Source organism: Streptomyces sp. NPDC104831, assembly GCF_055583025.1.
Map to the genome: position 1 here is coordinate 133,861 of NZ_JBVJOT010000002.1, position 24,426 is coordinate 158,286.

20 protein-coding genes are annotated in these 24,426 nt (G+C 74.4%); 11 read left to right on the plus strand and 9 right to left on the minus strand.

Annotated elements, in window-relative coordinates:
* Nucleotides 1–12: 12 nt before the first annotated feature.
* From ACZ63H_RS01990 to ACZ63H_RS02010, 5 genes are all read right to left on the minus strand, one after another.
* Nucleotides 13–1,152: an RNA polymerase sigma factor gene (locus tag ACZ63H_RS01990; RefSeq protein WP_469861187.1), complete on the minus strand. Its 1,140-nt coding sequence runs from the start codon at nucleotides 1,150–1,152 to the stop codon at nucleotides 13–15.
* Between the two features lie 158 nt (nucleotides 1,153–1,310).
* The gene (gene dnaG / locus ACZ63H_RS01995; protein ID WP_469861189.1) at nucleotides 1,311–3,215 is read right to left on the minus strand and encodes a DNA primase; all 1,905 of its coding nucleotides are present in this window, start codon (nucleotides 3,213–3,215) and stop codon (nucleotides 1,311–1,313) included.
* Nucleotides 3,216–3,262: 47 nt separating this feature from the next.
* Nucleotides 3,263–4,528, minus strand: coding sequence for an NAD(P)/FAD-dependent oxidoreductase (locus ACZ63H_RS02000; RefSeq protein ID WP_469861191.1), 1,266 nt, complete (start codon nucleotides 4,526–4,528; stop codon nucleotides 3,263–3,265).
* Nucleotides 4,529–4,632: 104 nt separating this feature from the next.
* The gene (locus ACZ63H_RS02005; protein ID WP_469861193.1) at nucleotides 4,633–5,907 is read right to left on the minus strand and encodes a deoxyguanosinetriphosphate triphosphohydrolase; all 1,275 of its coding nucleotides are present in this window, start codon (nucleotides 5,905–5,907) and stop codon (nucleotides 4,633–4,635) included.
* Nucleotides 5,908–5,965: 58 nt separating this feature from the next.
* Nucleotides 5,966–6,748 (minus strand): sirohydrochlorin chelatase, encoded by a 783-nt coding sequence (locus tag ACZ63H_RS02010; RefSeq protein ID WP_469861194.1) that lies wholly within the window; start codon nucleotides 6,746–6,748, stop codon nucleotides 5,966–5,968.
* A 152-nt stretch (nucleotides 6,749–6,900) separates the two neighbouring features.
* Here ACZ63H_RS02010 and ACZ63H_RS02015 point away from each other — a divergent pair, with 152 nt between their 5' ends.
* The 6 genes from ACZ63H_RS02015 to ACZ63H_RS02040 all read left to right on the plus strand — a co-directional run bounded on the left by ACZ63H_RS02015 (nucleotide 6,901) and on the right by ACZ63H_RS02040 (nucleotide 14,945).
* Nucleotides 6,901–7,578, plus strand: coding sequence for a SanA/YdcF family protein (locus ACZ63H_RS02015; RefSeq protein WP_469861196.1), 678 nt, complete (start codon nucleotides 6,901–6,903; stop codon nucleotides 7,576–7,578).
* Nucleotides 7,579–7,741: 163 nt separating this feature from the next.
* Complete coding sequence (locus tag ACZ63H_RS02020) at nucleotides 7,742–10,537, plus strand: molybdopterin oxidoreductase family protein (RefSeq protein WP_469861198.1); 2,796 nt, start codon at nucleotides 7,742–7,744, stop codon at nucleotides 10,535–10,537.
* Between the two features lie 70 nt (nucleotides 10,538–10,607).
* Nucleotides 10,608–11,441, plus strand: a complete 834-nt coding sequence (locus tag ACZ63H_RS02025; RefSeq protein WP_469861200.1) for an arylamine N-acetyltransferase family protein — start codon at nucleotides 10,608–10,610, stop codon at nucleotides 11,439–11,441.
* A gap of 180 nt (nucleotides 11,442–11,621) precedes the next feature.
* The gene (locus ACZ63H_RS02030) at nucleotides 11,622–13,271 is read left to right on the plus strand and encodes a M4 family metallopeptidase (RefSeq protein ID WP_469861202.1); all 1,650 of its coding nucleotides are present in this window, start codon (nucleotides 11,622–11,624) and stop codon (nucleotides 13,269–13,271) included.
* A 323-nt stretch (nucleotides 13,272–13,594) separates the two neighbouring features.
* A complete protein-coding gene (locus ACZ63H_RS02035) occupies nucleotides 13,595–14,131 on the plus strand; it encodes a hypothetical protein (RefSeq protein WP_469861204.1) in 537 nt (178 codons plus the stop codon).
* 133 nt (nucleotides 14,132–14,264) lie between these two features.
* Entirely contained in the window at nucleotides 14,265–14,945 is a 681-nt protein-coding gene (locus ACZ63H_RS02040; protein WP_469861206.1) for a class F sortase, read from the plus strand.
* Between the two features lie 15 nt (nucleotides 14,946–14,960).
* Here the strand turns inward: ACZ63H_RS02040 and ACZ63H_RS02045 are convergent, their stop codons facing one another.
* Nucleotides 14,961–15,305: a winged helix-turn-helix transcriptional regulator gene (locus tag ACZ63H_RS02045; protein WP_469861208.1), complete on the minus strand. Its 345-nt coding sequence runs from the start codon at nucleotides 15,303–15,305 to the stop codon at nucleotides 14,961–14,963.
* Between the two features lie 98 nt (nucleotides 15,306–15,403).
* On the opposite strand from ACZ63H_RS02045, the gene ACZ63H_RS02050 reads away from it, so the two are divergent.
* From ACZ63H_RS02050 to nirD, 4 genes are all read left to right on the plus strand, one after another.
* Complete coding sequence (locus ACZ63H_RS02050) at nucleotides 15,404–16,291, plus strand: NAD(P)-dependent oxidoreductase (RefSeq protein ID WP_469861210.1); 888 nt, start codon at nucleotides 15,404–15,406, stop codon at nucleotides 16,289–16,291.
* A gap of 116 nt (nucleotides 16,292–16,407) precedes the next feature.
* Nucleotides 16,408–17,622: an NAD(P)/FAD-dependent oxidoreductase gene (locus tag ACZ63H_RS02055; protein ID WP_469861212.1), complete on the plus strand. Its 1,215-nt coding sequence runs from the start codon at nucleotides 16,408–16,410 to the stop codon at nucleotides 17,620–17,622.
* Nucleotides 17,622–20,231: a nitrite reductase large subunit NirB gene (nirB, locus tag ACZ63H_RS02060; protein ID WP_469861214.1), complete on the plus strand. Its 2,610-nt coding sequence runs from the start codon at nucleotides 17,622–17,624 to the stop codon at nucleotides 20,229–20,231. The genes ACZ63H_RS02055 and nirB overlap by 1 nt, the downstream gene beginning before the upstream one ends.
* On the plus strand, nucleotides 20,228–20,587 hold the full coding sequence (gene nirD / locus ACZ63H_RS02065; RefSeq protein WP_469861216.1) for a nitrite reductase small subunit NirD: 360 nt from the start codon (nucleotides 20,228–20,230) through the stop codon (nucleotides 20,585–20,587). Before nirB ends, nirD begins: the two co-directional genes overlap by 4 nt.
* Before the next feature lie 68 nt (nucleotides 20,588–20,655).
* Here the strand turns inward: nirD and ACZ63H_RS02070 are convergent, their stop codons facing one another.
* Genes ACZ63H_RS02070 through ACZ63H_RS02080 form a run of 3 tightly spaced genes read right to left on the minus strand, consistent with a single transcriptional unit; the run spans nucleotide 20,656 to nucleotide 23,622 of the window.
* The gene (locus ACZ63H_RS02070; RefSeq protein ID WP_469861218.1) at nucleotides 20,656–21,489 is read right to left on the minus strand and encodes a carbohydrate ABC transporter permease; all 834 of its coding nucleotides are present in this window, start codon (nucleotides 21,487–21,489) and stop codon (nucleotides 20,656–20,658) included.
* Nucleotides 21,482–22,384 carry a carbohydrate ABC transporter permease gene (locus tag ACZ63H_RS02075; protein WP_469861220.1) on the minus strand — a complete coding sequence of 301 codons (903 nt, stop codon included), beginning with the start codon at nucleotides 22,382–22,384 and terminating at the stop codon, nucleotides 21,482–21,484. The genes ACZ63H_RS02070 and ACZ63H_RS02075 overlap by 8 nt, the downstream gene beginning before the upstream one ends.
* Nucleotides 22,381–23,622: an ABC transporter substrate-binding protein gene (locus tag ACZ63H_RS02080; protein WP_469861378.1), complete on the minus strand. Its 1,242-nt coding sequence runs from the start codon at nucleotides 23,620–23,622 to the stop codon at nucleotides 22,381–22,383. The genes ACZ63H_RS02075 and ACZ63H_RS02080 overlap by 4 nt, the downstream gene beginning before the upstream one ends.
* A gap of 215 nt (nucleotides 23,623–23,837) precedes the next feature.
* Between ACZ63H_RS02080 and ACZ63H_RS02085 the strand changes: the two genes are divergently transcribed.
* On the plus strand, nucleotides 23,838–24,416 hold the full coding sequence (locus ACZ63H_RS02085) for a DUF4232 domain-containing protein (RefSeq protein ID WP_469861222.1): 579 nt from the start codon (nucleotides 23,838–23,840) through the stop codon (nucleotides 24,414–24,416).
* Nucleotides 24,417–24,426 lie beyond the last annotated feature (10 nt).

A 24,426-nucleotide genomic window follows, 5' to 3' on the forward strand; every position in this document is an offset into this window, starting at 1 on the left:
TGCGGCGGCCCCTCAGTCCAGGTAGCCCCTGAGCTGGTCGGCGAAGGCGTGGTCGCGGAGCTTGCTCAGGGTCTTGGACTCGATCTGCCGGATCCGCTCCCGGGTCACGCCGAACAGCCGGCCGATCTCCTCCAGCGTGCGCGGGCGCCCGTCGGCCAGGCCGTAGCGCAGCTGCACGACCTTCCGCTCGCGCTCGCCCAGCGTGGACAGCACCGCGTCCAGGTGCTCGCGCAGCAGCAGGAAGGCCGCCGACTCCACCGGGCTGGCCGCGTCGCCGTCCTCGATGAGGTCGCCGAGGGCGACGTCGTCCTCCTCGCCGACCGGGGCGTGCAGCGACACCGGTTCCTGGGCGAGGCGCAGCACCTCGCGGACCCGCTCGGGCGACAGGTCGAGATGGGCGCCGACCTCTTCCGCGGTGGGCTCCTGGCCGCGTTCCTGGAGCAGCCGCCGCTGCACCCGGACGACCCGGTTGATCAGCTCCACGACGTGCACGGGGACGCGTATGGTGCGGGCCTGGTCGGCCAGCGCCCGGGACATGGCCTGGCGGATCCACCAGGTGGCGTAGGTGGAGAACTTGTAGCCGCGGGCGTAGTCGAACTTCTCCACGGCCCGGATGAGCCCGAGGTTGCCCTCCTGGACGAGGTCCAGCATGGTCAGTCCCCGGCCGACGTACCGCTTGGCGACGGAGACGACCAGCCGCAGGTTCGCCTCGATGAGCCGCCGCTTGGCCATCCGGCCCAGGACGACGAGCCGGTCCAGGTCGAGCGCCAGCTCGCTGTCCAGGTCGGGGGTGCTGCCCAGCTTCTCCTCCGCGAAGAGGCCGGCCTCGACCCGGCGGGCGAGTTCCACCTCCTCGGCGGCGGTGAGCAGCGGGATACGGCCGATCTCGCGCAGGTACTGCCGGAACAGGTCGGCCGAGGGCCCGCCGGACTCCGCGCGGGCGACGACCGGGACCTCGGCCTCCGCGGGCCCGTCCGCCTCGTCCGGCTCCCCGGGCCGCTCCGCCTCCCCGGCGGCCGGCTCGGGCTCCAGGCCGGCCCGGCCCTGCGGGGGCACGGCCACGAGGACGCCGGTCTCCGCTTCCGGATCGTCCGCGTCGGTGCGGGTGGCGCGGGTACTGCTGTCGGTCTGGGCGAGGGTCCGGGTCTGCACGGGGGGCGACCTCCAGGATGATCGCTGCGAAGCCGAGCGGCAGCGTGCGCTCCGAGGCTCGGGCACCGCCCCCAGTGTGGGGTACGACACAACACCGCCACGAGGGGCGTGCGGTGACTTTTTGCATCCGTCCGGTGACGGGGTGGTGATCCGGGTGGCTAGAGGGCGGACGGGCCCTCGTCCTGCAGCGCGCGGTCGTACCGGGTGAGGATCATCATCTCGTTCTGGACGGCGGCCGACTGGGCCGGGTCCGCGTGGCCGAGCCGGGTCAGGGTGCTCTGGAGATCGGTGAGCCGGCGGGCGACGGCGCGGCGCCGGACGGTGACCAGTTGTTCGCCCGCGTAGGTCTCGTCGACCGTGCGGCGCATGATCGCCTCCACCGCCAGCTCGGTCACCATCGCCCGGACCGTGTCGTCGGGGGCCGCCTCCCGGACCCGGACCAGGTACTCCTGCGGGTCCTGGACGCCGTACTCGGCGCCTCCCGCCTCCGCGATGGCCTGGCGCACCGCGGCGTAGGGGGCGGCGGTGAACTCGTCCACGCCGTACGCGTCGAACGCGGGCGACACCAGCTCCGGGCGTTGCAGGGCGAGTTTGAGCAGTTCGCGTTCGGTGGCGTACACCGGGTTGCGCAGGGTGAGGGACGGGCCGCTGTAGGCGGGACGGGGGGTGGACTCCCACTGCGCCTGCGCCTGTGCCTGCCGGGGCCGCTGCTGCGGTGCCTTGCCGCCCTCGCGGGCCCAGCGGGCGAGCTGGGCGACCCGGCGGACCACGAACTGGGTGTCGAGGATGCCGAGCATGCCCGCCAGCTCCACGGCGACCTCGTGCTGCGCCCCGCTGTTCTTGATCTTCGCGACGATCGGCGCGGCCTCGTCCAGCGCGGCGGCCCGGCCGGCCGGGGTGTCCAGGTCGTACCGGCCCACGATCTGCCGGAGCGCGAACTCGAAGAGCGGGGTGCGCGGTTCGGCCAGGTCGGCCACCGCCTCGTCGCCCTTGGCGAGGCGCAGGTCGCAGGGGTCCATGCCGTCGGGCGCGATCGCGATGTACGTCTCGGCGGCGAACTTCTGGTCGTCCTCGAAGGCCCGCAGCGCCGCCTTCTGCCCGGCCGCGTCGCCGTCGAAGGTGAAGATGACCCGGGCGCTGCCGTTGTCCATCAGCAGCCGCCGCAGGATCTTGATGTGCTCCCCGCCGAAGGCCGTGCCGCAGGTGGCGATGGCCGTCGTCACCCCGGCGAGGTGGCAGGCCATGACGTCGGTGTAGCCCTCGACCACCACCGCGCGGCTGGTCTTGGCGATGTCCTTCTTCGCCAGGTCGATGCCGTACAGCACCTGGCTCTTCTTGTAGATCGGCGTCTCGGGCGTGTTCAGGTACTTCGGTCCGTTGTCCGCCTCGTACAGCTTGCGGGCGCCGAAGCCGACGACCTCGCCGCCGATGTCCCGGATCGGCCACATGAGGCGGCCGCGGAAGCGGTCGATGGGCCCCCGGCGGCCCTCCTGGGCCAGTCCGGAGAGGATCAGTTCCTTGTCGGTGAAGCCCTTGCCGCGCAGATAGCGGGTGAGGTGGTCCCAGCCCTGCGGGCTGTAGCCGACACCGAAGTGCACGGCGGCGGCCTGGTCGAAACCGCGCTCGGCGAGGAAGACCCGGCCGGCCTCGGCCTCGGCACCGGTGGCGAGCTGCTCCGCGTACCACTGCGCGGCGATCTTGTGCGCCTCGACCAGGCGGATGCGCTCGCCGCGCTGGTGGGCCGGGTTGTACCCGCCCTCCTCGTACCGCAGCGTGATGCCGGCCTGCGCGGCCAGCCGCTCGACCGCCTCCGAGAAGGAGAGGTGGTCCACCTTCATCACGAAGGTGATGGTGTCGCCGCCCTCCTGGCAGCCGAAGCAGTGGAAGAGTCCCTTGCTGGGGCTGACCTGGAAGGACGGCGACTTCTCGTCGTGGAACGGGCACAGGCCCTTGAGGTTGCCGCCGCCCGCGTTCCGCAGCTGGAGGTACTCGGAGACCACGGCGTCGATCGGGACCGCGTCCCGTACCGCCTTCACGTCCTCGTCGTTGATCCGTCCTGCCACGGGTGAATTCTACGGGGGCGCGGCGGGGTTCCCGGCGCGTCCGCGGGTCAGGGGAGGAGCCCGGCGAGCGGCACGTGCGGGTCCGACAGGGCCTCGCTGTTCACCTGGGCCCGGGAACGGATCAGGTTCTGGATCGGCTCTGTGACATCCCACACGTTGACGTTCATCCCGGCCAGCACGCGCCCCTCGCGCACCCAGAACGCGATGAACTCCCGCTTGCCCGCGTCGCCCCGGATCACCACCTCGTCGTACGACCCGGGCGGCGCCCACCCGCTGTACTCCATCCCCAGGTCGTACTGGTCGGTGAAGAAGTAGGGCACGCGGTCGTAGGCGACGTCCAGGCCGAGCATCGCCCGGGCCGCGGCCGGGCCGCCGTTCAGGGCGTTCGCCCAGTGCTCCACCCGCAGCCGGGTGCCGAACAGCCCGAGCGGGAAGGACGCCACGTCGCCGGCCGCGTAGATGTCGGGGTCGGAGGTGCGCAGCCGCTCGTCCACCACGATGCCGCCGCCGTGCGCCCGGTCGGCGATCTCCAGTCCGGCCGCCTCGGCGAGCGCCACCCGGGGCGCCGCGCCGATCGCCGCGAGGACGTCGTGCGCCGGGTGCTCCTCGCCGTCGTCGGTGCGGGCCGCGAGGACCACGCCGTCCTGGCCGACGATCTCGGTGAGCCGGACCCCGAAGTGGAAGCGGACGCCGTGCTCGCGGTGCAGCTCGGCGAAGACGTTGCCCAGCTCCGGCCCGAGGACGCCGTGCAGCGGGGTCGGCTCCGGTTCGATCACCGTCACCTCGGCGCCGTACTCCCGGGCCGCCGCCGCGACCTCCAGCCCGATCCAGCCGGCGCCCGCGATCACCAGGTGCCCGTTGTTCCGGCCGAGGTGCTGGAGCACCCCCTTGAGCCGCTCGGCGTGCGCGAGGCGGCGCAGGTGGTGGACGCCCGCCAGGTCGGTGCCGGGGACGTCCAGGCGGCGCGGTTCGGCGCCGGTGACCAGCAGCAGCTTGTCGTAGCGGACGAGGGTGCCGTCGTCACCGAAGCGGACCGTCTTCGCCGTGCGGTCGACGCGGTCCACGGTCTGGCCGAGGTGCAGCTCGACGTCGTGCCGCGCGTACCAGGCGGGCTCGTGCACGAAGACGCTGTCGCGCTCCTCCTTGCCGAGCAGGAGGCCCTTGGACAGCGGCGGCCGCTCGTACGGGTGGTCGCGTTCGTCGCAGATCAGTATCACCCGTCCGCTGAAACCCTCCGCCCGGAGCGTCTCGGCCGCCTTCGCACCGGCGAGACCGCCTCCGACGATGACGAATGTCTGATCCGCGTCGACCACTTGTTGCCTCCTCTTTAGGGTGCCGCCACAGGGGAGCCTCCCGCACGGAGCGTGATGCGGGAAGAGGGTGTGACCCGATCAGGCCACGGAGGGTCACGTTCCCGTCACGCGCGTCCCGTCAGTCTCGCGTGCAGCGACAGCGCGGAGCCGTCGGTGAGGGAGGCGATCTGGTCGACGATCACCCGCTTGCGCGCCCGGTCGTCGTCCGCGGCGTCGAACAGCGCGCGGAACTGGGGGTCCAGTCCGTCGGGGGCGCGGGCGGTCAGCGCCCCGGCCAGCTCGGCGACGATCACCCGCTGGTCGGCGCGCAGCCGCTCCTGCTCGGCGCGCTGCATCACGTACCGGTCCGCGACCGCCTTGAGCACCGCGCACTCCATCCGGGTCGCGCGGGGCACGACGAGCCGGGCGGCGTACCGGGTGAGCGGTCCCCCGCCGTGGGCGGCGCGCGTGGCGGTCTCGGCGGCCAGGCAGAACCGGCCGATGAGCTGGCTGGTGGCGTCCTTCAGCCGGGCCTGGGCGGTGGCCGTGCCGTCGTAGCCGTGCGGCCACCACTCCTCGTCCTGGAGGCGGTCCAGCGCGGCGGCGAGTTCGGCCGGGTCGGTGCCGGCGGGGACGTAGCGGCCGACGGCCACCTCGAACACCTCCTGCCGTTCCGGCTCCGCCTGCAGGCAGTTGGGGTCGATGTGACCGGCGTGCAGTCCGTCCTCGACGTCGTGCACCGAGTAGGCCACGTCGTCCGACCAGTCCATGACCTGCGCCTCGAAGCAGGTGCGGGTGCCGGGGGCGTGGGCCCGGACCCAGTCGAACACCGCGCGGTCGTCGTCGTACACGCCGAACTTGGGCGAGTCGGGCGCGGTGGGGTGCCCGCCGCGCGGCCAGGGGTACTTGGTGGCGGCGTCCAGGGTGGCGCGGGTGAGGTTGAGCCCGACGGAACGGTCCTCGGTGAACCGTTTCGGCTCGATGCGGGTGAGGAGCCTGAGGGACTGCGCGTTGCCCTCGAAACCGCCGCAGTCGTCGGCGAACTCGTTCAGGGCGGTCTCGCCGTTGTGGCCGAAGGGCGGATGACCGAGGTCGTGGGCGAGGCAGGCCGCCTCCACCAGGTCCGGGTCGCAGCCGAGGGCCGCGCCCAGTTCCCGGCCCACCTGGGCGCATTCGAGGGAGTGGGTGAGGCGGGTGCGCGGGCTGGCGTCCCACATCCGGTTCGTGGTGCCCGGGGTCACCACCTGCGTCTTGCCGGCCAGGCGGCGCAGGGCGGCCGAGTGGAGGATGCGGGCGCGGTCGCGCTGGAAGGCGGTGCGGCCCGGGCGCTTGTCGGGTTCGGGGACCCAGCGTTCGGCTGACGAGGGGTCGTACGCGGTGAGGGGTGCGGTGCCTTCCATGGGTCGACAGTAAGCCTGATCGCCCGTCCGGTCCTCGTACCGGGCGGTCGCGGGTCCCTCAGGCCGCCGACGCCCACGGCACGGCGACGCCCTGGTCGTAGCGGTGCAGGACCAGGCGGGCCATCGCCTCGTGTGCGCCCAGGGGGGCCGAGGCGATCCACGGGGCCCGGGCGGCGCACTGGGTCGCGAAGCGGCCCGGGGCCGTGAAGCAGGAGGCGACCGCCACCCGGTGCCGGCCGCGGGCCGCCAGGGCGCGCAGTGCCGTCGGGACCGCCGGGCTCGCCGCCGAGGCGTACGCGGGGATCACCGGGACGCCGAGGCGGGCGGCCAGGAGGCGGGCCGTGCGGCGGGTGTCGCCGGCCGAGTCCGGGTCGCGGGAGCCCGCCGCCGCGAGGACGACCGCGGTCGTGCGGCGCTCGGTCCCGTCCGGGGCGGCCGGCCAGCCGGCCTCGGTCAGGCGGGCGTGCAGGGCCTCGGCGAGCAGCGGGTGCGGGCCGAGCGGCCCGGCCGTGCGGACGTCGCCGCGGGCCGTCGCGGCCATCTCCGGGATGTCTCGCTTGACGTGGTGGCCCCGGCCGAGGAGCAGCGGGACGAGGACGGCGCGGGTGTCGCCGAGCGCCGCGAGGGTGTCGGGCAGCAGCGGCTCGTTCAGCTCGATGTGGCCCAGGTGGACCGGCAGGCCGGGGCGCAGCGCGCGGACCCGTGCCATGAGGGACCGCACGGTGGTGAGCGCCCGCGGGTCGCGGCTGCCGTGGGCGACCAGGACCAGGGCGGGCGGTGCCGGGCGGCGGTGGCCGAGCGGGGCGGCCGGCCGGGTGCGGGAGGGGATCGACGCCGTCATGGCAGGATCCTGGCCCCCGGAGGTTGCGCCCCCGTTGCCGGGCCGTCACGGGCGTTTTCGATGCCCTCACCACGGCCGGCGGCGGGGCGTGAGGCGAACCGGAACGGCGCCGCCGGCGTCCTCCATGGTCGGGACGATCAGGGGGAGGCCGTATGAGGATCCGCCGGCCGCGATGGCCGCGTACCCGGGCCGGGCAGCGGCGGCTGCTGTGGGCCGTGACGGCCGGGTGTGTGCTGGCGCTGCTGCCGGCGACCTGGCTGCGCCTGTCCACGGCGGACCGGCTGCGCACCACGGCGGACGTGCCGCGCGCCGAGGTCGCGGTGGTGTTCGGGGCGGGGCTGTGGCAGGGCAGGCCGTCGCCGTACCTCGCGCACCGGCTGGACGCGGCGGCGGCGCTGTACCGGGCGGGGCGCGTCGAGGTCGTCCTGGTCACCGGGGACAACAGCCGCGAGGACTACGACGAGCCCGACGCCATGCGCGCCTACCTCGTACGGCACGGGGTGCCGGACGGGCGGATCGTCGGCGACTACGCCGGGTTCGACACGTGGGACTCCTGCGTGCGGGCCAGGCGGATCTTCGGGGTGGAGCGGGCGGTGCTGATCAGCCAGGACTTCCACATCCGGCGCGCGGTGGCGCTGTGCGAGGCGGCGGGGGTGGACTCGTACGGCGTCGGGGTGCCCGCCGCGCACGACGTGACCTGGTACTACGGCGGGACGCGGGAGCTGTTCGCGGCGGGCAAGGCGGCGCTGGACGCGGTGTTCCGGCCGGATCCGCGGTTCCTCGGGCCCCGTGAGCCGGGGGTGGCGCGGGCGCTGGCCACCGGGCGGTGACGCCCTTCCCCACGGCGGGCCGGGCGGTGGCGTCCTTCCCCACGGCGGGCCGGGCGGTGGCGTCCTCCCTCACGGCGGGCCGGGCGGCGCGGGGAGGTCGCCGTGCCGGGGGTGTAACCGGAGACGGCCCGGGGGCGTAACACGCCGGTCGCACGCTGGCGGCATGGAGAACACCTCGACGCCCACCCACTGCCCGTACTGCGCCTTGCAGTGCGGGATGAACATCACGCCCCTGCCCCGGGGGGGCGTCGAGGTCACCGAACGCCCGGACTTCCCGGTCAACCGGGGCGCGCTGTGCGGCAAGGGCCGTACGGCGGCCGAGGTGCTGTCCCCGGCGGTACGGCTGACCACCCCGCTGGTGCGGGAGGGCGGCCGGCTGGTGGCGGCGGACTGGCCCGAGGCGCTGGACCGGATCGCCGGGCGGCTCGCGGCGACCCGGGAGCGGTACGGCGCGGACGCGGTCGGGGTGTTCGGCGGGGGCGGGCTGACCAACGAGAAGGCGTACGCGCTGGGCAAGTTCGCGCGGGTGGTGCTCGGCACCTCGCAGATCGACTACAACGGCCGGTTCTGCATGTCGTCGGCCGCGGCGGCGGGCACGAGGGCGTTCGGCCTGGACCGGGGGCTGCCGTTCCCGCTGGAGGACATCCCGCGCACGGGGTGCGTGATCCTCGTCGGCTCCAACCTGGCCGAGACGATGCCGCCGTCGCTGCGGTTCTTCTCCGAGCTGCGGGAGAACGGCGGCACGCTGATCGTCGTGGACCCGCGCCGGACGAAGACCGCCGAACAGGCCGACCTGCACCTGGCGCCCCGGCCCGGCACCGATCTCGCGCTGGCGCTCGGCCTGCTGCACCTGGTGGTGGCCGAGGGACGGACGGACGAGGAGTACGTCCGGGAGCGGACCACGGGCTGGGAGGAGGCCCGGGCCGCGGCGATGGCGCACTGGCCCGAGAACGTGGAGCGGATCACCGGGGTGCCGGTGCCGCGGCTGCGGGAGGCGGTGCGGATGTTCTGCGAGCCCGAGGCGGCGATGGTGCTCACCGCGCGCGGGCCGGAGCAGCAGTCCAAGGGCACGGACACGGTGGGCGCGTGGATCAACCTGTGCCTGGCGACCGGCCGGGCGGGGCGCCCGCTGTCCGGGTACGGCTGCCTGACCGGGCAGGGCAACGGGCAGGGCGGGCGCGAACACGGCCAGAAGGCCGACCAGTTGCCCGGCTACCGCAAGCTGGACGACCCGGCGGCGCGGCGGCACGTGGCCGGGGTGTGGGGCGTGGACCCGGACAGCCTGCCGGGCCCCGGGCGCAGCGCGTACGAGCTGCTGGACGCGCTCGGCACGGACGTACGGGCGCTGCTGCTGATGGGCTCCAACCCGGTGGTGTCGGCCCCGCGCGCGGCGCACGTCGAGGAGCGGCTGCGCTCGCTGGACTTCCTGGCGGTGGCCGACGTGGTGCTGTCGGAGACGGCGGAGCTGGCGGACGTGGTGCTGCCGGTGACGCAGTGGGCGGAGGAGACGGGCACGACGACCAGCCTGGAGGGCCGGGTGCTGCTGCGCCGCCGGGCGGTCGCCCCGCCGCCGGGCGTCCACAGCGACCTGTACGTCCTGCACGAGCTGGCCGGCCGGCTCGGCGTGGAGAAGGGCTTCCCGACCGACCCGGAGGAGGTCTTCGGCGAACTGCGCCGCGCCAGCGCGGGCGGCCCGGCGGACTACTCGGGCATCACCTACCGCCGCCTGACCGAGGAGAACGGCGTCTTCTGGCCGTGCCCGGAGGAACCGGGCGAGGGCGCGCGGGCCGGGGGCGGGGACCCGGCCCCGGCGGCCCTTCCCGACGAGGCGGCCACGGCTCGGCCCACCCGGCCAGCCGGTGCGGACACGCCCCCGTCCCCCCTGCCCGGCGACCCGACGGCAGAGGCCCTGCCCGGCGACCCGGCCCCGAACACCCTGCCCGGCGACCCGGCACCGGACGCACCGTCCGACGACCCCGCCTCGAACACCCTGCCCGACGACCCGACGGCGAACACCCTGCCCGGCGACCCGGCGGCGAACGCCCTGCCCCGCGACCCGGCATCGGACGCACCGTCCAACACCCCGGCCCCGAACACCCCGCCCTGCGGCCCGACACCGGACGCACCGTCCGACGACCCCGCCTCGAACACCCTGCCCGGCGACCCGACGGCGAACACCCTGCCCCGCGACCCGGCACCGGACGCACCGTCCAACGCCCCGGCCCCGAACACCCCGCCCAGCGACCCGACACCGGACGCACCGTCCGACGACCCCGCATCGAACGCCCTGCCCGACGACCCGACGGCGAACACCCTGCCCCGCGACCCGGCACCGGACGCACCGTCCAACGCCCCGGCCCCGAACACCCCGCCCAGCGACCCGGCGCCGGACGCACCGTCCGACGGCCCCGCACCGGGCGTCCCGGCCGGTGGTCCGGTGGGGGGCGTCCGTTCCGGGGGCGGGGCGCGGCACCCGCGTCGCGCCGGGCAGCACCCCGGTACCCCCCGCCTCTTCCTCGACCGGTTCGCCACCCCGGACGGCCGGGCCCGGTTCGTGGCCGTGGCGCACCGGGCGACCGCCGAGGAGCCGGACGCCGAGTACCCGCTGCTGCTGACCACCGGCCGGGTGGTGTCCCAGTACCAGTCGGGGGCGCAGACCCGGCGCGTGGCGGAGCTGAACGCGGCGGCCCCGGGGCCGTTCGTGGAGCTGCACCCCCGGCTCGCGGCCCGGCTGGGCGCGGCCGACGGCGACCCGCTCGCCGTGGTCTCGCGGCGCGGCCGGGCCGTGGCGCCGGCCCGGATCACCGACACGATCCGCCCGGACACCGTCTTCATGCCGTTCCACTGGCCGGGCGAGGGCCGCGCCAACACCCTCACCAACCCGGCCCTGGACCCCACGTCCCGGATGCCGGAGTTCAAGTCGTGCGCGGTGCGGGTGGAGGTCGTACGGCGGTCGTAGGGCCGTGGACGGAGCGCGGTTCGGTCCCGGGGACGCGGCGGGGGCGGGCGGGCTCGCGTAGGTTCGGGGTATGTCCGACATGGAGCAGTACGACCTCGACGCCTATCTGGACCGCATCGGCTTCAAGGGCGAACGGCGGGCAGATCCGGCCACCTTGCGGGGCGTGCACCTGGCGCATTCGCTGGCGCTGCCCTTCGAGAACCTGGACCCGGTGCGGGGTTCGGCCCCCTCCCTGGACCCCGCCGCCCTCATGGCCAAGCTGGTGCGCGGCCGGCGCGGCGGCTACTGCTACGAGCACAACACCCTGCTCCGGCTGGCGCTGGAGGCGCTCGGGTTCCGGGTGACCCCGCTGGCCGGCCGGGTGACGGTGGGCGCGCAGAACCCGGAGAGCCGGCCGCGTACGCACACGATGCTCCGGGTGGAGGTGGCGGACGAGCCGCGGCCGTACCTGGCGGACGTCGGCTTCGGCGCGGTCGGCGCGCTGCTGCTGCCGGTGCCGCTGGAGGCCGGCACCGAGTACGAGGGCGCCGGACGCCGGCACCGGCTGGTCCCGCTGCCCCACGAGGGGCCGCTGGAGCTGTGGGAGTTGCAGGCGCGGGACCGGCGGACCGGGCGGTGGACCGGCCAGTACGCGTTCACCCAGGAGCCGTTCACCGCACCGGACCTGGAGGTGTTCAACTGGTTCGTCGGCACCCACCCGCGCTCCCCGTTCACCCACCGCCCCTACCTCCAGCGGACCCTGCCCGACGGACGCCACCTCTCCCTGGACGGCGCCCTGTTCACCGAGACCGGCGCCGACGGCACGGTCACCGAGCGCGCGCTGACCGGGGAGGCCGAGGCGCGACGGGTGGCGGTGGAGGAGTTCGGCATCGACGTGCCCGAGGGGGCCGTCCTGCTCGGCTGAGGCGGTGGCGGGCGCGGCCCCACGGAAACGGCTCCGTACCCCCCTCCGCCCGCCACACCTCTCCTCGAAGATCCACAAGACTCCTCGGCAGCTCTATGGACATGACATGTCATGCCCACTTAAATCTCTGGGACATCAGCGCCACCCCCACGCCTGACGGGCGCCTTCCCGAGGAGACAGATGAGCCGGACACGGCAGCACGTCCGAGGAACCCGCCGCACGCTCACCGCCGGTGTCGCCGCCGCCACCGCGACCCTGCTGGCCGTCGGCCTCTCCCCCGCCGCCCACGCCGGCGGCGGACCGACCCGGGCCACCGCGATCGAGAACGCGGCCTCCGCGCTCCTGGCCCACGCCTCCGCCCTGGGCCTCGCCGCGCCCCAGGACACCAGCGTCCGGGACGTGATCGTGGACCGGGACGGCACGCAGCACGTCCGCTACGACCGCACCTACCGCCACCTCCCGGTCCTCGGCGGCGACTTCGTCGTCCACCTGGCCCCGGACGGCGCCTACCGGGGCGCCGACCGCGCCACCCGGCGGACCGTCTCCGTGCCCACCGTCACACCGGCGCTCCCCGCCCCCGAGGCCGCCGGACTCGCGGTGGACGCCCTGCGCGCGGCCCACCGCGGCACGCCGCTGAAGCGGGCCAAGGCCAGGCCGGAGCTGGTGGTCGACGCCCTGCACGGCACCCCCAGACTGGCCTGGCGCACCACCGCCGTCGGCCTGGACCCGCGCGGCAACCCCGCCGCCCGCACCGTGCTGACCGACGCCCGCAGCGGCGCGCGGATCGACGCCTGGGACAGCCTGGAGACCGCGACCGGCGACGGCGCCTCCCTCTACAGCGGGACCGTGCCGCTGGAGACCACCCCGTCCGGGTCGTCGTACCAGCTCAAGGACCCGACCCGGGGCAACACCTACACCGGGGACGCGGAGAACAAGACCGACCTGTGCATCTTCGGCATCTGCCTCAGCCGGGCGCCCGCCACCCTGTTCTCGGACGCGGACAACCACTGGGGGACGGGCGCCGCGGCGGACCGCGCCTCGGCCGCCGTCGACGCCCAGTACGGCACCGACGAGACCTGGGACTACTACAAGAACGTCCACGGCCGCAACGGCATCGCCGGGGACGGCAAGGGCTCGTACAACCGCGTCCACTACGGCAGCAACTACAACAACGCCTTCTGGGACGACAGTTGCTTCTGCATGACGTACGGCGACGGTGACGGGACCACCTTCGGGCCGCTGGTCGCCCTCGACGTGGCCGGGCACGAGATGTCCCACGGCGTGACCTCGAAGACGGCCGCGCTGACCTACTCGGGCGAGTCGGGCGGGCTGAACGAGGCCACCTCCGACATCCTCGGCACGATGGTGGAGTGGTACGCGGGCAACCCCTCCGACGCCGGCGACTACCTCATCGGCGAGAAGATCGTGAAGCCCGGCTTCGGCAAGGCGGCCCTGCGCTTCATGGACAGGCCCTCCCGGGACGGCAGTTCGGCGGACTACTGGAGCTCGTCGGTCGGCAACCTCGACGTCCACTACTCCTCCGGTGTCGCCAACCACTTCGCCTACCTGCTCGCCGAGGGCAGCGGCGCGAAGACCGTCAACGGCGTCGACTACGACTCGCCGACCTCCAACGGCTCCACGGTCACCGGCATCGGCCGGGACAAGGTCGGCAAGATCTGGTACCGGGCGCTGACGGTCTACATGACGTCCTCGACGAACTACAAGGGCGCCCGCACGGCGACCCTGAACGCGGCGAAGGACCTCTACGGCGCCGGCGGCGCGGAGTACAACGCCGTGGCGGCGGCCTGGAGCGCGGTCAACGTCGGCTGACCCCCGCCGCACGCCCCGGGGCCGGTGCCCGGCCGGGCACCGGCCCCGGTGTGCCCACCGGAGGCCGCGCTGACGTCCCGTCACCCGTTCGCCGGTCCCACCGCTCCATTCGTGTGCTTTTCATACTTCTCCCTCACGGCCGCCCCGGACCCGCCCGCGACCTGCCCGAACGTCCCACGGGCCGGCCCGTGCGGGTGACGGGCCGCCACCCGTTCGCCGCATTCCTGACGCTCCCTCAGGAAGCGGTCCGGCCGCCGAGCCATTTATCTCGGTAGGGCAGGGGCGCACCCCTGGACGAGTCGGACAACGCTCTGGGGAGCACCATGCGACGCACTGCCCGTCTCCTGGCCGGTACCGCGCTCGCCGTGGCCGCCACGGCACCCGTCCACGCCGTGGCGGCCACGGAACCGGCGGCGGAGGTGCCGGCCGGCCGGCTGGACGTCCGGCCGGCCACCGTGACGCCCGGCGACCAGGTCACCGTGCACACGGCCGCGTGCGGCTCCCCGGGCGCCGGGACCGGGGACGCGGGGGCGCTCGGCGCCGGCACCTTCCCGCTGGCGCCCGGCACCGAGGACAGCCAGGCGACCGGCCGGTTCCGGGTGCCGCCGAGCGCGCAGCCGGGGACGTACGAGATCGTCGCCCGGTGCGCCGAGGGGGACCGGCAGGCGGCGGGCGACCTGGTGGTGGCCCTCGGCGCGGCGCACGCGCAGATGCGGCCGCGGGGAAGCGTGAAGACGGGGGTCGGCGGCGGACTGGGCCCCGACCCCGTGCAGACCACGGCGGGTGTGGCGGCACTGGCCGTCGCCGCCGCGGGCGGTACTTGGCTCCTGCATCGCCGGGCGAGAGGCGACGGGATCTGACGGACACCCTCCGCTGTCCGTCCACCGGTACCGCACAACCCGCCCCCTCCGGGTCCGACGCCCCTCGCGGCCCGGAGGGGGAGGGCACCTCGGGGCACCTGACGGGGGCCCGCCCCCGGGAGAGGGGTTTCACATGCGCCGAAACGGCGGGGCAAGCGCCGGGCACCCCGGCGGCCCACGGGTCCGGCGCGGCCGGCGGGCCCGGGCCGGGGACGCCGTCATAGCCGCCGTCACGCTCGTGGCCCTCGGCTCGGGCGTGTGGCTGCTGGGCGGCACCGGCCCCGGGACGCCGCCGCAGCCGGCGGCCGCCGAGGGCCGGGCCGAGACCGGCGGCGCGCGGCGCGCTGCCCCCGCCCTCGCCCCCTCCCCGCCGCTGCGCATCCGCGTCCCCGCGATCGGCGTCGACGCGCCCCTGACCGGCCTCGCCCTCACCCCCTCCGGCAGCCTGGACGCCCCGCCCCCGGAGCAACGGAACCTGGCCGGCTGGTACGAGGCCGGGACCACGCCCGGGGAGACGGGCACCGCGATCGTCGCCGGCCACGTGGACAACGCCGACGGCCCCGCCGTCTTCTACCGCCTCGGCGCGCTCAGGCGCGGCGCCCGGATCGAGGTGGACCGCCGGGACGGCACCGCGGCGCTGTTCACCGTGGACGCGGTGGAGGTGTACGCGGCCCGCGACTTCCCCGACGACAAGGTGTACGGCGCCGCCCCGCGCCCCGAACTCCGCGTCATCACCTGCGGCGGCGGCTACTCGAAGACCACCGGCTACCAGGGCAACGTCGTGGTGTTCGCGCACCTGACGGGGAGCCGCTGACCGCGCCGCGGGCCGTCAGCCCGCCGCCCGTTCCCCGCCCAGCACGTGCTTCTTCCCCCACACCCCGAGCGGCGCCAGCGCCTCGTTCAGCTGGTCGCCGATCTCGGTCAGCGAGTACTCGACGCGCGGCGGCACCTCGGCGTAGTCCTCGCGGAACACGATGCCGTCGGCCTCCAGCTCGCGCAGCTGCGCGGCGAGCACCTTCTCCGTGACACCCGGCAGCAGCCGCCGCAGCTCGCCGAACCGGCGGGTGCCCTCCCCCAGCGCCCACAGGATCGACACCTTCCACTTGCCGTCGATGATGTCCATCGCCGCGTCCGTGCCGCAGACGTACGCCCCCGGCCGCCGTCCCACCGGCATGGTCCTCCCCCTTCCGACCCGCACGCTTCCCCGCCGGTAACCACCCACTTGGAAGTACGTACTTCTGCGCGGCGGCTCCCCCGGGAAGCCTAGTCGCCATGCACGACAACTCCCCTTCCTCCGGCCCCCGTACCTCCCTCACCCTGCTCGGCACCGGCGCCATGGGCACCGCGCTCGGCCGGGCCTGGCTCGCCGCCGGGCACCCCCTGACCGTCTGGAACCGCACACCGCGGCGGACGGCCGCGCTGACCGCCGAGGGCGCGGTGGCCGCCGGCAGCGCGGCGGAGGCGGTGGCCGCGAACCGGCTCGTCGTGGCCTGTCTGCTCGACGACGCCTCGGTGGGCGCCGCCCTGGAGGATGCCGACCTGACCGGCCGGGACCTGGTGAACCTCACCACCGGCACCCCCGCCGACGCCCGCGCCCGCGCGGCCTGGGCCGCCGAGCGCGGCGCCCGGCTGCTGGACGGCGGCATCATGGCCGTACCGCCGATGATCGGCGCGCCCGGCGCCTTCGTGTTCTACAGCGGTGACCGGGAGCTGTTCGAGGAGCACCGGGGCACCCTCGCCGTCCCGGCCGGCACCGAGTACGTCGGCGCCGACCCCGGGCTCGCCGCGCTGCACGACGTGGCGCTGCTGAGCGGCATGTACGGCATGTTCGCGGGGATCACGCACGCCTTCGCGCTGCTGCGGGGCACGGACGTGGCGCCCGGGGAGTTCGCCCCGCTGCTCGTGTCCTGGCTGACCGCGATGGCCGGCCAGACCCACGGCATGGCCGAACGGCTGGCGTCCGGCGACTACACGTCCGAGGTCGTCTCCAACCTCGCGATGCAGGTCGCGGGCACCGGCACCCTGCTGCGCACGGCGGAGGAACAGGGGGTGAGCCCGGAACTGATCACCCCCTTCTTCGACCTCATGCACCGCCGCCTGGCCGGCGGGCACGGCACCGAGGACACCACGGGCCTGGTGGAGCTGCTGGGCACCCGCTGACCCCCGAACCGCCCCCGCCCCCTCACACCCCCCACCCCGTCCCGCTGAGGGCAGCGTTCCTCCCGGGAAACAGAGGTGATGCCACCGGGTAACGTCCGGACCGCACGCTCGGGGACATGACCTCGAATACGCGTGTGGTGGTGATCGGCGCCGGCCTCGCGGGCGTACGGCTCGCCCGGCGGCTCGGTGAGCTCGGCACGCCCGTGCTGCTCGTCGGCGACGAGGAGCACGCGCCGTACAACCGGGTGCTCCTCGCCGAGGTGCTGGCCGGCCGGTACGGCCCGGAGGTGATCACCCTCCCGCCGCCCGCCGGCCTGCTGCGCACCCGCGTCACCGGCATCGACCGGACCGCCCGCACCGTCTCCTGCGCCGACGGCATGTCGATCGCCTACGACACGCTGGTCCTGGCCACCGGCTCCAACCCGGTGCTGCCCCCGCTGCGCGGCCTGTTCCCGCCCGAGCGCCGGCTCCCCGAGGGCGTCCACGCCTTCCGCACCCTCGACGACTGCCTGGGCCTGGCCGAGGGGGTCCGGCCGGGGGTGCGCGCGGTCGTCATCGGCGGCGGCCTGCTCGGCGTCTCCGCGGCCCGCGCGCTGGCCGTGCGCGGCGCCCAGGTGGTCCTCGCCCAGCAGGCCGAGCGGCTGATGGAGCGCCAGCTCGACCCGGACGCCTCCCGGCTGGTGCTGCGCCACCTCACCGGCCTGGGGGTGGAGGTGCACACCGAGTGCCGGGTGCGGGACGTGCGCTGCGTGGCCGGCGCCATCCGCTCGGTGGAGCTGGCCGACGGCTACGACCTCGACGCCGACCTCGTGGTCCTCGCCTGCGGGGTCCGGCCCCGTACCACGCTCGCCGAGCGGGCCGGTCTCGCCGTCGGCAAGGGCGTCCTCGTGGACGACGAGCTGCGCACCTCCGACCCGCTCATCCACGCCATCGGCGACTGCGCCCAGCACGACGGCACGGTCTACGGCCTCGCCGAGCCGGCCCTCGAACAGGCCGACGCGCTCGCCGGACTGCTCGCGGGCGACACCGCCGCCCGCTATCGCGGGACCCGTTCCCTGACCCGGCTGACCCTGACCGGTCCCGGCTCCCCCCTGGACCTCGCCGCGTTCGGCGAGACCGAGGCGCGCCCCGGCGACGACGTCGTGCGGCTCGCCGACGCCACCCGGGGCACCTACCGCAAGGTCGTCGTCCGCGACGACCGCCTGGTCGGCGGGGTTCTCGTCGGCGAACTCGGGACCGTGGGCGCGCTCGCCCGCGCCTGGGAGGGAGCGGAGCCGCTCCCCGGCGACGGGCCCCTGCTGCACCTGCTCACCAACGATGGAGGCTCCTGATGACCGCCACCCCGGGGGCCACCCCCACGATCGTGCTCGTCGGCCACGGCATGGTCGGCCAGCGCTTCCTGGAGGCGCTGGCCGAGCGCGGCCTGACCGCCACGCACCGCGTGGTCGTGCTGTGCGAGGAGCCGCGTCCGGCGTACGACCGCGTGCAGCTCACCTCGTACTTCTCGGGGAAGACCCCCGAGGACCTCTCCCTCACCGACATGGAGTTCATCAAGGACCACGGCATCGAGCTGCACCTCGGCGATCCGGCCCGGGCGGTCGACCGCGCGGCGCGGAGGGTGACCGCCCGCTCGGGCCTGGTCGTGGACTACGACGTCCTCGTCCTGGCCACCGGTTCCTACCCGTTCGTGCCGCCGGTGCCGAACAAGGACGCCACCGGCTGCTTCGTCTACCGGACCATCGAGGACCTGCTCGCCATCGAGGAGTACGCGAAGTCCCGGGCGAGGACCGGTGCCGTGGTCGGCGGCGGGCTGCTCGGCCTGGAGGCCGCCGGCGCGCTCAAGGGGCTCGGACTGGACGCGCACATCGTGGAGTTCGCGCCGCGCCTGATGCCGGTGCAGGTGGACGAGGGCGGCGGCGCGGCCCTGCTGCGGACCATCGAGCGGATGGGCCTGACGGTCCACACCGGCGTGGGCACCCAGGAGATCGTGACCGACTCCGCGGGGGCCGTCACCGGCATGAAGCTGTCCGACGGCTCCGAACTCGCCGCCGACATGGTGGTGTTCAGCGCCGGCGTCCGCCCCCGCGACCAGCTGGCCCGGGACGCGGGCCTGACGGTCGGCGAGCGCGGCGGCATCGCGGTGGACGAGCGGTGCCGGACCGTGTCCGACCCGCACGTCTTCGCCATCGGCGAGTGCGCGCTGGCCGCCGACGGCCGGGTGTACGGCCTGGTGGCGCCGGGCTACGAGCAGGCCGAGACGGCCGCCGCGACCATCGCCGACGACGAGGCGTCCTTCACCGGCGCCGACCTGTCCACCAAGCTGAAGCTGCTCGGCGTGGACGTCGCCTCCTTCGGCGACGCGCACGGCACCACCGAGGACTGCCTGGACGTCGTCTACTCCGACTCGCGCGCCGGCCTGTACAAGAAGCTGGTCATCGGCGCGGACGGCACCCTGCTCGGCGGCATCCTGGTCGGTGACGCGGAGGCGTACGGCACTCTGCGCGCGCTCACCGGCTCGGTGCCGCCCGTCTCCCCCGAGTCGCTCGTCCTGCCCGCCGGAGCCGGCTCGGGACCACGGCTGGGCCCCTCCGCCCTGCCGGACGACGCGATCGTCTGCTCCTGCCACAACGTCAGCAAGGGCACGATCCGCGGCGCCGTCACCGAGCACCGCTGCGCGACCGTGCCCGAGGTGAAGAAGTGCACCAAGGCGGGGACCGGCTGCGGCAGTTGCGTGAAGGTGCTGGACCAGCTGGTCACCGCCGAGCTGGAGGCGTCCGGCGTCGAGGTCGACAAGGGGCTGTGCGGCTGCTTCTCCCAGACCCGGGAGGAGCTGTACGAGATCGTCCTCGCGCTGCGCATCGCGTCGTACCAGGAGCTGCTGGACCGCCACGGCCGTGAGGAGGCCCGGGGCGGGGAGGGCTGCGAGGTGTGCAAGCCGGCGGTCGGCTCGATCATCGCCTCCCTCGCCCCCGCCATCGGCGCGAGCGGCTACGTCCTGGACGGCGAGCAGGCCGCGCTCCAGGACACCAACGACCACTTCCTCGCCAACCTCCAGAAGAACGGCTCGTACTCGGTGGTGCCGCGCATCCCCGGCGGGGAGATCGCGCCCGAGAAGCTGATCGTGATCGGCGAGATCGCCCGGGACTTCGGCCTCTACACGAAGATCACCGGTGGTCAGCGGATCGACATGTTCGGCGCCCGGGTGGAGCAGCTGCCGCTGATCTGGGCCCGGCTGGTGGACGCCGGCTTCGAGTCGGGGCACGCCTACGGCAAGGCGCTGCGCACGGTGAAGTCCTGCGTGGGCTCCACCTGGTGCCGCTACGGCGTGCAGGACTCGGTCCGGATGGCGATCGACCTGGAGCTGCGCTACCGGGGCCTGAGGTCCCCGCACAAGCTGAAGTCGGCGGTCTCCGGCTGCCAGCGCGAGTGCGCGGAGGCCCAGTCGAAGGACTTCGGGGTGATCGCCACCGCGAACGGCTGGAACCTGTACGTCGGCGGCAACGGCGGCGCCACCCCGCGCCACGCCGACCTGCTCGCCCAGGACCTGTCGGACGCCGAACTGGTCCGGCTGATCGACCGGTTCCTGATGTTCTACATCCGCACCGCCGACCGGCTGGAGCGCACCTCCACCTGGCTGGAGCGCATCCCCGGCGGCCTGGACCACGTACGGGACGTGGTGGTGCACGACTCGCTCGGCATCTGCGACGAGCTGGAGCGGCTGATGCGCGAGCACGTGGCGCACTACCGGGACGAGTGGGCCGAGACCGTGGGCGACCCCGAGAAGCTGGCCCGGTTCGTGTCCTTCGTGAACGCGCCGGACACCCCCGACCCGGTGGTCTCCTTCGTCCCCGAGCGCGACCAGATCAAGCCCGACCTGCCGCTGCTGAACATCGGGCTGCGGCCCGCCGACGACGTCCTGGAAGGAAGCGCCCAGCGATGACCCTGGCAGTTGAGACGACCGACCTGAAGGTGCAGCTCCATCTTGCGGACGACTGGTTCACGGTCTGCGACCTGAGCACGCTGGTCCCCGGCCGCGGGGTGGCCGCCCTGCTGCCCGACGGCCGCCAGGCGGCGCTCTTCCGGGACCGCGCCGGCCGGCTGTACGCCGTGGACAACCGCGACCCGTTCACCGGGGCGGCCGTCCTCTCCCGCGGCCTGACCGGCACCCACCAGGGCCGCCCCTTCGTCGCCTCCCCCCTGCTCAAGCAGCGCTTCGACCTGGTCACCGGCGCCTGCCTGGACGACGAGGCGGTGCGGATCCCGGTGTACGGGGTGCGCACCCGCCGGCCGTCCTGACGCCCGGGCCGCCGACGGCGTGCGCGTCGACGCCGTCGGCCCCGGCCCGAGCGGGCCCGCCCCGCCGGTCAGTCGATCCCGGAGCGCTCCACCCCGGCCACGATCCACCGCTGGAAGCACAGGAACACCAGCAGCAGCGGCAGGATCGACACGGCCGCCGCGACGAACAGCTCGTGCAGCCGGACGACCTGCGCGGTGGTGAACGAGGACAGCGCCACCTGCACCGTCCAGGCGTCGCGGTCCTGCCCGATCACCAGCGGCCACAGGAAGGAGTTCCACGCGCCGAGGAACACGATCGTCCCCACGGCCGCGAACACCGGCCGGCTGTTGGGCACGACGACCCGCCAGTACGTCCGCCAGTACCCGAGCCCGTCCACCTGGGCCGCGTCCTCCAGCTCCCGGGGGAAGCCGAGGAAGTACTGCCGGAAGACGAAGCAGGCGAACGCGGAGAACAGGGTCGGCACGATCAGCCCGCGCAGCGTGGAGATCCAGCCCAGCGACGACACCAGCACGAAGCCGGGCACGAAGGTGACGGCCGCCGGGACCAGCAGGGTGCCCAGGATGCCGTAGAACACCTTGTTCGCGTGCCGGTAGGGGATGCGGGCCAGGCCGTAGCCGGCCAGGGAGGCGAGCAGCAGGGTGCCGAGGGTGGTGGCGACCGCGATCAGCGCGGAGTTGAGCAGCGACCGGGCGAACGGCACCGACGGGTCCTCGAACAGCTCCCGGACGTTGCCCCATCTCACCTCGGCGGGGAAGAAGGTCCACTCCGGGGAGGTGATGTCCCGCTCGTCGGCCAGCCCGTTGCGCACCAGCAGGTAGAAGGGGACCAGGAAGAGCAGCGCGAGCGCGATCAGCAGCGCCAGCCGCAGCGCCCGCCCGGCCCGCACCAGGGCGTCATCCATCGCCGTCCGTCCTTCCCAGTCGCAGCCAGCGCCCCTGTGCCACCGTGACGACCGCGATGACCAGCGCGAGGATCACCGCCCCCGCGCTGCCGAGGCCCAGGTCCTGCCCCTGGCCGAGCGCGGTGTAGTAGAGGTAGACCAGGGGCGGCCGGGCGTACGGCGGGTAGCCCCGGGCGTCGGACAGCAGGTTGTAGAACTCGTCGAAGGCCTGGAAGGCGCCCACCACGAGCAGCAGCACCACCGCGACCGAGGTGCCCCGCAGCTGGGGCAGGGTGATGTGCCGCAGCACCGTCCAGCCGGGCCGGGCCCCGTCCACGGCCGCCGCCTCGTACAGCGCCGGGTCGATCCGCTGGAGCCCGGCGAGGAACAGGATCATGTAGAACCCGGCCTGCAGCCACAGCCGTACGGTCACGATGACCAGCCAGTACCAGGGCGGGTCGGTGGTGGACAGCCAGGCGACGGAGTCGCCGCCGAACCAGCCCAGCACGGTGTTCGCCAGCCCGAACCGCACCCCGCTGAAGATCGACATCTTCCAGACCAGCGCGGCCACCACATAGCTGCACGCGGCCGGCAGGAAGAACACGGACCGGAAGAACGCCCGCGCCCGGCGCACCCGGTTGACCATCAGGGCGAGGGCCAGGGAGAACGCGTAGGTGACGGGCACGATGAAGGCGGTGAAGAGGAGGAAGGTCCTCAGGCTGTCGCGGAACGCCGCGTCCCGCAGCATGGCCGTGTAGTTGTCGAGCCCGGTGAAGCGCGTGGGCGTGACGGTGTTGTGCGCGTCGAAGAAGCTCAGGGCCACGCTCCACAGCAGCGGCACGTAGGTGAACAGCGCGAGCCCGAGCGCGAACGGCCCGACGAACACCCAGAACCACAGGGTTCTGTTGCGCCTCACGTGCGCACCCTGCTGATCTCCTCCGTCACCTTCCGCACGACCGCCCGCAGTTCACGCTCCGGGTCCGCCCCGCCCTTGACGATCCGGCTGAGCGCGTCCTGGTAGGCGGTCCGCCCGGCCGGGGTCCACAGCAGCGGCTGGGCGTAGCCGTGGTCGGTGGTGAACCGTACGGCGTCGGCGGCCGGGCCCTCGCGCAGCGCCGCGGCCTCGGCGGCGAGGGAGCGCCGGGCGGGGATGTGGAAGCCGTAGGAGAGCGCGAAGTCCTTCTGGTAGTCCGTCCGCCGGACCCAGAGCCACCGCACGTACTCCTTGGCCAGTTCCTTGTGCCGGCTGCGGGCGCTGACGGCGGCGCCGTAGGCCCCCACGGGCACGGCGGGCCGGCCGCGGGTGCCGTCCGCCGGGAAGGGCAGCACCCCGAAGTCGTCCCCGAGTTCCTCGCGCACCCGGGGCAGCGCCCACAGCCCGGACCACTGCATCGCGGTGAGCCCCTGGAGGAAGGCGGACGGGTCGGACCAGTCGGCGGGCGCGCCGAGGAGCAGGGACCCGTCGGCGTAGAGCCGGTGCAGCTTGCCGAGGGTGCGGGCGGCCGCGGGGTCGTCGAAGCCGACCCGTCCGTCGTCGGTGACGAGGGGGAATCCGGCCGCGTACAAGGGCGTCCCGCCCAGTACCCCGGCGCCTCCGTCGTTGCCGAGGAAGAGGCCCTTGGTCCTGCGGTCGGTGAGTTTCCGGGCGGCCTCGACCAGGGCGTCCAGGGTGGTGGGCGGCTCCACGCCGGCGTCGCGCAGCAGGCTCTTGCGGTAGTAGAGCAGTTGCGTGTCGACGACCTGGGGGATGCCGTAGATCCTCCCCTCGTGGGTCTTCGGGGCGAGGACGGCCGGGTTGAAGTCGTCCCTCACCCCCGCCAGCAGGTCGGTGAGATCGAGGACCTGGCCGCCCCGGATCTGGTCGAGGGTGGGCCCGTTGACCTCGAAGACGTCGGGCCCGGAGTCGGTGAGCAGGGCGGCGGCGGTCTGCTGGTCGTAGTCGCCCGGCCGCCACTGCACCGAGACCTCGGCCTTCTTGAAGGCGGCGGCGTAGCGCTGGACGGCCTGTTCGGTGCCCGTCTCGCCGTACTGGTGGTACCACTGGGAAAGCCGGGGCCCGGAGCCGCCGCCCCCGCGCCCGGTGTTCGATCCGCACGCCGTGAGCAGTCCCGCTCCCGCGCCCGCGGCCAGCAGTGTCCTGCGGCTGATCGTCATCGTGTGCCCCCTGACATCCGTCATCGATGCACGGCCCAACGATCAACCATGCGCGGCGATTACGAAAGACGCGTTGCGGCCGTGTGTCGGCGTTCGCCGTCCCGTGGGCACCCGTATTCCGTGTCCCGGTGCCGGTGCACAACTTTTCCGCTCCGGGGCGCATCCAACACAGTGACCTTCATGCACCCCTTCGCCCCGAAGAAGGAGGATGTGCCATGTATCAGAAGCCGAATCCGACGACCCCGGACCCCCGTCCGCGCCGTGCGGGACTCCCCCGGGCCCTCGGCGGGCGCGGCCCGGTGACCGCGCTGGCCGCCGCGCTGCTGGGCGTCACGGCCGCCGGGGCCGCCTGGAGCGCGACACCGGCGGCGGCCCGGACCACGACCGCCATACGGACCTGCGCGGTGAGCGACCTGTACCTGTCCATGGGCGCCAAGGAGGGCGCGGCCGGATCCCTGTACTGGCCGGTCCGGTTCACCAACACGAGCACCACCAAGTGCGCCCTGCGCGGCTACCCGGGCGTGAGCGCCGTGGACGGCGCCCACCACCGCGTCGGCCCGGCGGCGAAGCACAGCGGCCGGAGCTACGGCACCGTCACCCTCGCCCCCGGCCACTCCGCCTCGGCGGTCCTGCGCACGACCAACGGCCCGGTCGGCGGCCCCTGCGAACGCACCGGCGCCTACCTCCGGGTCTACCCGCCGGCGTCCCGCACCGCGACCCTGGTCCCGGCACCGTGGAAGACCTGCTCGGGGGTCTTCCAGACGGGGCCGGTGAACACGGACGGCGGGTTCTGACCGGCTGAGC